11 protein-coding genes are annotated in these 10400 nt (G+C 72.9%); 6 read left to right on the top strand and 5 right to left on the bottom strand.

Translation table 11 applies throughout. The features are described 5' to 3' along the window. The first annotated feature begins 2 nt into the window (after positions 1 to 2). The 4 genes from M4J07_RS43775 to M4J07_RS43760 all read left to right on the top strand — a co-directional run bounded on the left by M4J07_RS43775 (position 3) and on the right by M4J07_RS43760 (position 2113). Positions 3 to 506, top strand: a complete 504-nt coding sequence (locus M4J07_RS43775; RefSeq protein ID WP_255982144.1) for an FABP family protein — start codon at positions 3 to 5, stop codon at positions 504 to 506. Positions 507 to 552: 46 nt separating this feature from the next. Next, the gene (locus M4J07_RS43770) at positions 553 to 1158 is read left to right on the top strand and encodes a PadR family transcriptional regulator (protein ID WP_255982142.1); all 606 of its coding nucleotides are present in this window, start codon (positions 553 to 555) and stop codon (positions 1156 to 1158) included. A 78-nt stretch (positions 1159 to 1236) separates the two neighbouring features. Continuing rightward, entirely contained in the window at positions 1237 to 1362 is a 126-nt protein-coding gene (locus M4J07_RS43765; protein WP_255982140.1) for a hypothetical protein, read from the top strand. Between the two features lie 67 nt (positions 1363 to 1429). Beyond that, complete coding sequence (locus M4J07_RS43760) at positions 1430 to 2113, top strand: glycerophosphodiester phosphodiesterase (protein WP_255982138.1); 684 nt, start codon at positions 1430 to 1432, stop codon at positions 2111 to 2113. A 3-nt stretch (positions 2114 to 2116) separates the two neighbouring features. Here the strand turns inward: M4J07_RS43760 and M4J07_RS43755 are convergent, their stop codons facing one another. Further along, on the bottom strand, positions 2117 to 2653 hold the full coding sequence (locus M4J07_RS43755) for a GNAT family N-acetyltransferase (RefSeq protein ID WP_255982136.1): 537 nt from the start codon (positions 2651 to 2653) through the stop codon (positions 2117 to 2119). Positions 2654 to 2733: 80 nt separating this feature from the next. Here M4J07_RS43755 and M4J07_RS43750 point away from each other — a divergent pair, with 80 nt between their 5' ends. Next, complete coding sequence (locus M4J07_RS43750) at positions 2734 to 3126, top strand: VOC family protein (protein WP_255982134.1); 393 nt, start codon at positions 2734 to 2736, stop codon at positions 3124 to 3126. Between the two features lie 151 nt (positions 3127 to 3277). Further along, on the top strand, positions 3278 to 4717 hold the full coding sequence (locus M4J07_RS43745) for an NAD(P)/FAD-dependent oxidoreductase (protein ID WP_255982132.1): 1440 nt from the start codon (positions 3278 to 3280) through the stop codon (positions 4715 to 4717). Positions 4718 to 4743: 26 nt separating this feature from the next. Here the strand turns inward: M4J07_RS43745 and M4J07_RS43740 are convergent, their stop codons facing one another. The 4 genes from M4J07_RS43740 to M4J07_RS43725 form a co-directional block, all read right to left on the bottom strand. After that, the gene (locus M4J07_RS43740) at positions 4744 to 7020 is read right to left on the bottom strand and encodes a penicillin acylase family protein (protein WP_255982130.1); all 2277 of its coding nucleotides are present in this window, start codon (positions 7018 to 7020) and stop codon (positions 4744 to 4746) included. A gap of 2 nt (positions 7021 to 7022) precedes the next feature. Continuing rightward, the gene (locus M4J07_RS43735; RefSeq protein ID WP_255982128.1) at positions 7023 to 8654 is read right to left on the bottom strand and encodes an amidohydrolase; all 1632 of its coding nucleotides are present in this window, start codon (positions 8652 to 8654) and stop codon (positions 7023 to 7025) included. 6 nt (positions 8655 to 8660) lie between these two features. Continuing rightward, on the bottom strand, positions 8661 to 10175 hold the full coding sequence (locus tag M4J07_RS43730) for a sodium:solute symporter family protein (RefSeq protein WP_255982126.1): 1515 nt from the start codon (positions 10173 to 10175) through the stop codon (positions 8661 to 8663). Continuing rightward, positions 10172 to 10400: DUF3311 domain-containing protein (locus tag M4J07_RS43725; protein ID WP_255982124.1), on the bottom strand; the 229-nt coding region annotated here is incomplete at its 5' end. The genes M4J07_RS43725 and M4J07_RS43730, both read right to left, overlap by 4 nt.

Here is a 10400-nt window from a genome sequence, read left to right as displayed (position 1 = left end):
CCCTGGACCAGGCCGCGGCGCCCGCACCGCATCCGCTGCTCGGGCCGGTGCTCGGCCTCCTGGGCCGCTGGCACGGCCGGGGCCAGGGCGAGTACCCCACGCTCGACGACGCCTTCAGATACGCGCAGGAGGTCACGTTCAGCCACGACGGACGGCCCTTCCTGCGCTACGAGGCCCGCGCCTGGCTGCTCGGCACCGACGACGCCCCGCTGCGTCCGGCGGCCCGGGAGAGCGGCTGGTGGCGGCTGCAGCCCGACGGCCGGGTGGAGGCGCTGATCACCCAGCCGACCGGCATCGCGGAGATCGCGGTCGGCACGGCGATCGGTGACACGATCGACCTCGCCACGGACTCGGTGGCCCTCACCCCCACCGCCAAGCAGGTCGACGCGACCCGCCGCCGCTACACCCTCACCGACGAGGACACCCTCACCTTCACACACGACCTCGCGGCCGTCGGACAGCCGCTGCAGCACCACCTGTGGGCGCAGTTGCGCCGCAGGGCGTAGCCACGGCCTCTTGCGCGGGCGGCCGCCGCTCACTTCAATGCGCCGCATGCCGACCTCGCAACTGCCGCCCACCGCCTGGGCCGTTCTCGGGCTTCTCTCCTTCCCCGGCGAGCGGACCGGGTACGAGCTGAAGAAGTGGGCGGACGCGTCGCTGCGGTTCTTCTACGGGGCGCCCGCCTTCAGCCAGATCTACGCCGAGCTGCGCCGCCTGGAGGAGCTCGGGCACGTCACGTCGCGGCGCTCGGGCCCCGAGGAGCCGCGCACGAAGCGGACGTACGCCATCACGGAGGAGGGGCGGGCGGCGCTCGCGAGCTGGGCGGCGGGCGGGCGGGACGCCGGTGCCGTGACGCTCAGGCACCCGGTCGTGCTGCGCGTGTGGCTCGGCCATCTCGCCGCGCCGGACCGGCTGCGGGCCCTCGTGGAGGAGCACGTGGCGCACGCCGAGGGCGAGTTGAAGGAGGTGCGGGACGCGCTCGCGCGGGCGGACGGCGTGGAGGCGTGGGCGCATCCGCAGATCGCGCTGCGCTGGAGCGAGCGGCACCTGCTGGCCGAAGTCGAGCTGGCGCGCGGCATGTTGGCCGACCTGGACGCGCTGCCGCCCGGGCCGACGGAGCCGGGTCAACCCGCGCCGGACTCGCCCACGGACGGATGACATGGCGGGCGCCCGCGGTGGCCGGGCGGTAGGACGGGGCGGGTCCCCCGTCCCCGTACCGTCCGGAGCGCGTCAGCCGTGAGCACCCGTGCCGTCCTCGTCGCCGCCGTCATCACCGGACTCCTCCTGGGCGTCGTCGGCGCCAGAACGAACGACTCCGGTCACCCGCGTCGCAGCGGTTCCTTCGCCGAGGCGGGCCGTTAGGCTGCCAGAGCTGTCGCGTAGACGTACGAGCGGCAGCCGAGCCGCAGTCGACGGAAGCGAGACGATCTTGAACTTCCTCACCATCGGGCATCGTGGAGTCATGGGGGTCGAACCCGAGAACACCCTGCGGTCCTTCGTCGCAGCGGAGCGGGCCGGGCTCGATCTCATCGAGCTCGACCTGCACCTCAGCAAGGACGGCGCGCTCGTCGTCATGCACGACGCCGACGTGGACCGCACCACGGACGGCAAGGGGCCGATCGCCGAGAAGACCCTCGCCGAACTGCGCGCGCTCGACGCGGGGCGCGGCGAGCGGGTGCCGGTCTTCGAGGAGGTCGTCGACGCGGTGAGCGCGCCGCTGCAGGCCGAGATCAAGACCACGGCGGCGGCGCGGTCCCTCGCCGAGGTGCTGCTGCGCCGCGATCTGGTGCACCGGGTCGAGGTGATCTCGTTCCACGACGAGGCCGTCGCGGAGATCGCCCGGCTGGTGCCCGGGATCCGTACGGCCCTGGTCGCGAGCCGGTACGGCACGGACGTCGTCGAGCGGGCCACGGCGGTCGGCGCCACGACCCTCGTGCTGAACATCCGGCGGCTCACCCAGGAGATCGTCGAGCACGCCCGCAAGGCGGACCTGCGGATCATCGGCTGGGTGGTGAACACCCAGGACGATCTGCGGCTCGTGCGGGCGCTCGGCCTGGACGGGGCGACCACCGACTACCCGGAGATCAAGCGCACCGGCCGGTTCACGGCCTGACGCTCAGCCCAGCGGCTTGACCAGCAGCTCGAACTGCAGGTCGTCGCGCTGCGGGATGCCGAAGCGCTCGTCGCCGTACGGGAAGGGGCTCATCTTTCCCGTACGGCGGTAGCCGCGGCGCTCGTACCAGGCGATGAGTTCCTCGCGCACGGAGATCACGGTCATGTGCATCTCGCGCACGCCCCACGTCTCGCGGACGAAGCGCTCCGCCTCCGCGATGATCACCTTGCCGAGTCCGGCGCCCTGGAGGGCCGGGCTGACCGCGAACATGCCGAAGTAGGCGTGGTCGTCGCGGTGCTCCAGCTGGCAGCAGGCGACGATCGCGCCGTCGCGCTCGACGGTGAGGAGCCGGCTGCCGGGGTCCTCGATGACGTCGAGGACGCCCTGCGGGTCGGTGCGCTGCCCCTCCAGGATGTCCGCCTCGGTGGTCCAGCCCGCCCGGCTGTCGTCCCCCCGGTACGCGGACTCGACGAGCGCGACGAGCGCGTCGGCGTCGGCGGTGACGGCGTCACGGAAGGTGAGGGGGGCGGCGGCGGTCATGGGCGGCTCTCCGATCTCGCATCTGTTTCGGGCCTGTCGGCGCCGTCGAGGTTAACCCGGTCGCACTACTCTGCGGCGGCATGGTTCACGTACTGAGCAGCAGGGTTCTGATCCGTCCCGTCGATCCCGAGCGGTCGCGGGCCTTCTACGGCGAGGCGCTGGGGCTGGCCGTGTACCGGGAGTTCGGCACGGGTCCCGAGCGGGGCACGGTGTACTTCCTCGGCGGCGGCTTCCTCGAGGTGTCGGGACGGGCCGACCGGCCACCGGTGCCGGGCCTGCGCCTGTGGCTGCAGGTGGCCGACGCGCGGGCCGCCCGCGACGAGCTGGTGGCGCACGGGGTGCCGGTCGTCAGGGAGCCGGTGCGGGAGCCGTGGGGGCTGGTCGAGATGTGGATCGCCGATCCCGACGGGCACGAGATCGTCCTGGTCGAGGTGCCCGCGGACCACCCCATCAGGTACCGGCCGGGAATCTGACCGGCGGACCACGCTGACGTGCGGCGTCGTACCGCTCGTCGGAGGATGGCGCTGAGTCCGGGGATTCGGCGGCGCCGATCCGGATACGTATGACCGGCAACGCTCACCTGACAGCACCCATGCACCCCAGGAAGCCCAGGAGAGATCCGAGATGACCGCTCCCCGGAACACGAACGCTCCCCGCTCCTCCACCGTGCCGCGGATCCTGATCGTCGGCGGCGGGTTCGCCGGAATGGAGTGCGCGCACAAGCTGGAGAAGGAGCTGAAGCCCGGTGAGGCCGTGCTCAAGCTCATCAGCCCCATGGACCACCAGCTGTACCTGCCACTGCTGCCGCACGTCGCGTCGGGCGTGCTGACGCCCCAGTCGGTGGCGGTGCCGCTGCGGCGGATGCTGCGGCGCACGTCGATCGTGCCGGGCGGCGCGGTCGGCGTGGACCCGGAGGCGAAGGCCGTCGTCGTCCGGAAGATCAACGGCGAGACCGTCGTCGAGCGCTACGACCATCTGGTGCTCACCCCCGGCAGCGTCACCCGCCAGTTCGACATCCCGGGTGTCGACCAGCACGCGGTGGGCGTGAAGACGCTGGCCGAGGCGGCCTGGATCCGGGACCACGTGATCTCGCAGCTCGACCTGGCCGCGGCCAGTTCGGACCCGGCCGAGCGGGAGGCCCGGCTGCAGTTCGTGGTGGTCGGCGGCGGCTACGCGGGCACGGAGACGGCCGCGTACCTGCAGCGGCTCACGACGTCCGCGGTGAAGCGCTATCCGGGGCTCGATCCGGCCGGGATCAAGTGGCACCTGGTCGACGTGGCGCCGAAGCTGATGCCGGAGCTGGGCGACCGGCTCGGCGACAAGGCGATGGCGATCCTGCAGCGGCGCGGGCTGCACGTGTCGCTCGGGGTGTCCGTGGCGAAGGCCACCGAGGACACCGTGACACTGACCGACGGCCGGGAACTGCCCTGCCACACGCTGATCTGGACGGCCGGTGTCGCGCCGAGCCCGCTGATCGCCACGCTGGACGCGGAGACGAACCGGGGCCGGCTCGTCGTGACCCCCGAGCTGACCGTGCCGGGCCTCGACGGCGTGTACGCGCTCGGGGACGCGGCCGCCGTGCCGGACGTCGTCAAGGGCGGTGACGCGATCTGCCCGCCGACGGCGCAGCACGCGATGCGGCAGGGCTGGGCGGCGGCCCGCAACGTGCTGGCGGCCGTGCGGGGCACGCCGCTCGCCCCGTACCGCCACAAGGACCTCGGGCTCGTCGTCGACCTGGGTGGCATCCAGGCCGTGTCGAAGCCGATGGGGGTGCAGCTGACCGGGCTGCCCGCCCAGATCGTGGCGCGCGGCTACCACCTGGGCGCGCTGCGGACGTTCACGGCCCGCTTCCGTACGGCCGCGAACTGGGGCCTGAACGCGGTGGCGGGCGACGACTTCGTCCGCACCGGGTTCCAGCGGAACCGGCCCGCCACGCTCAAGGACTTCGAGATGACCGACGCGTACCTGTCGCCGGAGGAGATCCACGCGGCGGTGGCGGCGGAGGTGGCGGGCCGCTCGATGGCGCCGCAGAAGCCCGAACTGCCCATCAGCCCCGTCAATTAGGCGGTCTCGTCCACCAGGCGGTCCTGTCAACCGGGCGGTGCCAGGGTGATCGTGCGCACGGCGTGCTTCTCGACCTGCTCGCGGCTGTAGAGCAGCGGGAAGGCGCCGTCGGCGGCCCATGCGTCGAACAGGTCGGCGTAGTGCTCGCTGCGCGGATCGCCGGACTGGCCGGGCGCGTTCATGGCCAGGGACTCGTCCCAGGAGCCGACGTCGACGACGAGCCGGAAGGTGGCTCCGGCGGTCTGCCGGAAGTCGCCGCCGTAGGCCGCCGCGCCGACGGTGTCGCCGCTGCCGCCGCGCGGGGCGGGTCCGACCTCGGTCCAGGCGGGTGCGGCCGGGCCGCCCGCCCCGTCGAGCAGTGCGGCGGCCGGGTGGACGAGGTGGGCGCGGTGCAGGGCGCCCCACGTCCAGGTGTCCGGGTCCGGGCCGAGCAGGGCCGTGCAGTCGGCGAAGGCGGCGCGCAGCGTCGTGGCGAGCAGGTCCGGGGTGGCCAGTCCGCGGTCGACGAGTTCCAGGTCGACGCGGGCGTCGGCGGAGGCGTCCTCGGCGGGCAGGACGCGGGGCGGCACGGGGCCGCCGAAGGCTTGCGCGTAGAGGGCGGGCCGCAGGTGCCGCCGGTACCAGATCTCGAAGAGCGCGGCGGCGGCCGAGCCTGCGGCGAGCGTGGCGTCCCACTCCCTCAACAGGGCGACAGCGGGCGCGAGTTCGTTGTCCTCGACCTGGTCGAGCAGCGGGACGATCCGGTGTGCGGGCAGGCTCACGGTGTCGGTCTGCAGTCGGACACAGTCCCGTACGGTCCAGTCGTCGCGGGCGGAGAGTGCCTCGGCGATGCGGTCGTGGCGGGTGGGGGCGTACCAGTCGTACGTGACGGTGTGCCGGTCGTTGTCGTGGTCGGGCGGCAGGTTCATCTCGTTGGCGGTGGCGAACCAGCCCTGTTGCGGGTTGCGCCGGGACGGCAGGTCGTCGAGGTCGAGGAAGCCGTCCCATTCGTAGCGTCCGTCGCCGGGCACCGGCAGGGTGCCGTCCCAGCCGGGCCGTACGGGGACGCGCCCGGCGGGACGCCAGCCGATGGTGCCGTCGGGGGCGGCGTACACCTGGTTCTCGCCGGGGGCGCCCCAGCGGCGCAGCGCGGTGACGAACGCGTCGGGATCCTTCGCCCGCATGTAGTCCATGCTGCCGAGGTAGGGCGCCATGCCGGGGCCGAGCCAGGCGGCGCGCACCGCGAACGCGGCGTGCTTCTCCGGAAGTTGGCGGATGACGGGGCCGTGCCGGGTGAACGTCAGCTCGGTCTCCACGGGCTCCGCTCCCCTGACCGGGATGGTCTCGGTGACGCGGGTCATCGGTTCCCAGCCGTCGCGGTAGCGGTACGCGTACGGGTCGTCGGGGCGGGTCTCGTAGACGTACAGGTCCTCCTGGTCGATCGGGAAGATCGTCAGCCCGAACGCGAGGTGACCGTTGTGTCCGATGGACAGGCCGGGCAGGGCGGGTTCGCCCGCGCCGATGACGTCGAGGCCGGGGGCGCTGAGGTGGGCGAGGTAGCGCAGCGAGGGCAGGGTGACGGCGCGGTGCGGGTCGTTGGCGAGGAGGGGGCGTCCGGTGGCGGTGCGGGACGGGGCGACGACCCAGTTGTTGGAGCCGTCGAGGCCCTGGCGCGGTGCCGCGGCCGCCCAGGGCGGGGTGGTGGCCAGGTCGTAGTCGCGCAGGACGTCGTCGGGGATGACGGAGAGGTCGAGTCCTTCGGGGACGCGCAGGGTGTGCGGGGCGGGTTCGCGGCGGCGGCGCAGGTCCTCTGCGGCCGGGCCGTGGTCGCGGAGGGTGAGGGCGCGGGCGACCTCGTCGCGCAGGTTGTACTGGAGTCCGTGGCTGCGGATGCGGGCGACGTCGGACGGGTCCCAGTGCGCGGGCTCGTATTCCAACAGGTCGAATTCGGGCGGCGGTTCGGCGTCTCCCGAGCGGCACAGGTCGACGTACGCGTTGATCCCGGCGACGAACGCGGTCGTCGCCCGCTCGACGTCCTCGCCGTAGGCCCGCCACTCCTCGGTCATGTCGCCGCGGTAGAGGAACAGGCGGGCGGCGCGGTCGTGTTCGATGTACGCGGGCCCGAACACCTCGGCGAGCAGGCCGAGTCCGCGCCGTCGCCACAGGTCGAGCTGGAAGAGGCGGTCGCGTGCGGCGTTGAACCCCTGCGCGCGGAACAGGTCGTCGGTCCCGGAGGCGTACAGGTGGGGGACGCCCCAGCGGTCGAGGAGGATCTCGACGGGGGCGGTCAGGCCGGGCACTTCGTACGTGGTGCGCTCGGGCACGGTCACTCCCCCGTCCCGTGCACGCGCCGGCCGCCGACGTAGGTGGCGCGGACGGGGATGTCGGCGATGCCGGACGGATCGGCGGTGAGGGGGTTGTCTCCGAGCACGACGAAGTCCGCCAACTGACCTGCCGCGAGGCGTCCCTTGTAGGACTCCGTGCCCTCCGCCTCGGCCGAGCCGAGCGTGAAGACGCGCAGCGCCTCGGCGGCGGTGACGGCCTGGGCGGGTCCCGCGGCGACGCCGTCGTCGATTCCGGTGCGGGTGACCATGGACTGCAGGCCGAGCAGCGGCTGGTAGGGGCCGCACGGGTAGTCGGAGGAGCCGGCGACCGTGACGCCGGCGTCGAGGAACGAGCGGTGGGCGAACATCCGGTCCACGCGCGCCGGTCCGTACCAGTCGTTCAGGGCCCCTCCGTGGTAGGCGGCGTATCCGGCGAACGGCACGGCGATCGCGCCCAGTCGGCGCATCCGGGCGAGGATCCCGTCGTCGACGACGCTGCAGTGTTCGATGCGGTGGCGCAGGCCGGGCCGCGGCAGGTCGCGGGACGCCTCCTCGAACGCGTCGAGGACGAGCCGGATCGCCGCGTCGCCGTTGGCGTGCACGCCGATCCGGTTGCCGTCGCCGTGCACGGTGCGCACGTGCGCGAACAGCTCCTTGGTCGGGGTCGTCTGCAGGCCGTGTCCGCCGTGGTCGGCGAACGGCTCGCTGAGGAGGCAGGTGCGGCCGCCGACGGCGCCGTCGAGGAACGCCTTGACGCCGACGAGCCGCAGCAGATCGTCACCGAAGCCGCTGCCGACGCCGAGCGCCCGCGCCTTCTCGTAGTGGTCGATGGAGAGCAGCATGCCGACGCGGAGCGTCAACTCGTCCTGCACGCGGGCACGTTGGAGCAGGGCGATGTCGTCCGGTGCGATGAGCGCGTCGCACACGGAGGTCAGGCCCGCGGCGTGCCACAGCTCCTGTGCGCGCAGGAGGCCGCGCAGCCGGTCGTCGGCCGTGCTCGGCGGGAGGGCGGTGGCGCCGCGGGCGGTCGCCGGGTAGACGACGTTCATCAGGGCACGTTCGACGAGCCGGCCGTCGAGCCGCCCGGTGTCGTCGCGGCCGTACGCGCCGCCGTCCGGGTCGGGGGTGTCCTCGTCGACACCGAGCGCGCGCAGGGCGGCGGAGTTGGCGACGCCCCAGTGTCCGGCGACGTGCACGACGAGGACGGGGTGGTCGGGGGCGGCGTGGTCGAGTGCGGTGCGGGTGACACGACCGGTCTTCACGTCGTCGTAGCGGCTGCCGCGCACCCAGGACCCGGCGGGGGCACGGGCGGCCTCGGCGGCGACGGCGGACAGCAGTCCTCCGGTTCCGGCCACGGCCGCCGCGGACAGGTCGAGGTGGAGCAGGTCCTCGGCGGCGATGGCGAGATGGATGTGGGCGTCGTTCAGGCCGGGGACCAGGGTCGCGTCGCCGTGGTCGGCCTCGGGGGCGCCGGGGAACCTGTCGCGGAGGGCGGCGACGGTGCCGGTGGCCCGGATCCGGCCGTCGGCGACGGCGAGCATCTCCGGTTCGGGGCGCCCGTCGGCATGCTGGGCGACGATGTGGGCGGCGCGGTGCAGGACGGGAACGGTCTCGTCGTCGTACGTCACGGGCATGCCGGTTCAGTGCTCCTTCGCCGTCGCGGGGGCGGGCTTGCGGGGTGCGGGGACGGTGGCCGTTCCGGAGGCGGGTGTCGTGAAGGTGACGGCCACGGTCACGAGGAGGTTCGCGGCGAGCGCGATGATGCCGCCGTTGACGCCGTGGTACGGGTCGTTGTCGCTCGCCCACAGCGTGGTCATCACGGCGAGTCCGACGACCATGCCCGCGGCGGCGGCCCGGGCCGTCATCCGGCGCCAGAACAGGGCGAGCAGCACGACGGGGACGAGCTGGGCCAGGCCCTCGTAGGACAGGACGGACAGTTCGACGAGCGTGTTGGGGTAGAAGAGGCTGCCGCCGAGGGCGACCAGTCCGGCGACCACGCACACGGCCTGGGACAGCCGCTTGGTGCGGACGCCGTCGTCGCCCTCGTCCGCGGGGGCGGGCCTGCGCGGGTCGGAGCCGTTGCCGCCGCCGAGGACCGTCCGGCCCCAGAGCGTGCCGATCGACAGCATGAACACGCTCATCGGCACGATCGCGGAGAGCGCTCCCGCGACCCCGATGAGGGCGACGACGGGGGCGGGCAGCGAGTCGGTGACGAGGCTGAAGAGGGCGAGATCGGGGTTGCCGAGGGTGGGCAGCACGAACAGGGCGGTCGCCCCGACGATCATCGGGATGAACAGGAGCAGCTGGTACCAGGGCAGCAGCAGGGCGTTGCGGCGCAGCGCGTTGGGGCTCTTGGCGCTCAGGTAGCCGGCGACCGTGGTCGGGAAGATGGTGATGGTGACGGCGTTGAGGACGACGGTGCTCAGGAACCACATCGCGTTGCGGCCGCCCGACTCGTGTCCGGGGAACGTCAGCCATTCGGGCCGCTCGGTGACCATCCGGGTCATGAAGTCGCCGAAGCCGCCCAGGTAGTGCATCGGGATGTAGACGGCGAGGAAGACCACGGCGCCGATGACGAGGACGTCCTTGAGGGCGCTCACCCAGGCCGAGCCGCGCAGCCCCGACACGAGGATGAAGACCTCGGCGACGACGAACGAGATGACGGCGGCGACGTGCAGGTCGACGCTCCCGTACGTCATCGCGTTGACGACGACGCCCATGCCCTGGATCTGCACCTGGATGTACGGGACGATGAACACGGTCGCGACGACGGCGACGAGGATCCCCAACGGTCTTGATTTGAAACGGAATTCGGCGATGTCGGCGATCGAGATGAGCCGGTGCCGGGTCGCGTACGTCCACAGCGCGGGACCGACGATGTACGCGACGGCGAAGCCGACGGTCAGGTAGGCGACCAGGTAGAGGATCGGGGCGCCGAAGGAGTACGACCAGCCGGCCGTGCCGAGGAAGGAGAAGCTCGTGTAGGTCTCCCCCGCCATCAGCAGCCAGATGAAGAGAACGCCGAGGCCGCGGCTGGACACGGACCATTCGGCGAGGCCCTTGGAGCGGCCGCGGGCGGAGAGCAGGCCGATGCCGATGGTGGCGACCATGGCGAGGCCGAAGACGGTCGTCGCGATCGCGGCGGAGCCGTTCACCGGGCGCCTCCTTCGGGGGTCGGGCCGTCGGCCGGGATGGGTTCTTCGGCGCCGGTCCGGTAGGCGGGGTCGAGGCGGGCGGCGAGCCAGATGACGAGTGGGCTGACGACGGTCGCGGCGAGGATCCAGGCGATCAGGAACGGGACGCCGAGGATGCGGGGTTCGATGCGGTTGGCGACGAACGGCGCGGAGCCGTACAGGAGGACGGGGACGAGCAGCAGCCAC

It is taken from the genome of Streptomyces longispororuber, assembly GCF_024448165.1.
Lineage (GTDB): Bacteria > Actinomycetota > Actinomycetes > Streptomycetales > Streptomycetaceae > Streptomyces > Streptomyces longispororuber_A.
The sequence above is the reverse complement of the archived record's forward strand: the minus strand, read 5'-3'. Positions and strand labels throughout refer to the sequence as shown.

What these genes read in the sequence shown, in the direction of transcription:
- M4J07_RS43735 (WP_255982128.1), bottom strand. Translation starts at nt 8,654, where the DNA reads ATGCCCGTGACGTACGACGACGAGACCGTTCCCGTCCTGCACCGCGCC.
- M4J07_RS43745 (WP_255982132.1), top strand. Translation starts at nt 3,278, where the DNA reads ATGACCGCTCCCCGGAACACGAACGCTCCCCGCTCCTCCACCGTGCCG.
- M4J07_RS43770 (WP_255982142.1), top strand. Translation starts at nt 553, where the DNA reads ATGCCGACCTCGCAACTGCCGCCCACCGCCTGGGCCGTTCTCGGGCTT.
- M4J07_RS43755 (WP_255982136.1), bottom strand. Translation starts at nt 2,653, where the DNA reads ATGACCGCCGCCGCCCCCCTCACCTTCCGTGACGCCGTCACCGCCGAC.
- M4J07_RS43750 (WP_255982134.1), top strand. Translation starts at nt 2,734, where the DNA reads ATGGTTCACGTACTGAGCAGCAGGGTTCTGATCCGTCCCGTCGATCCC.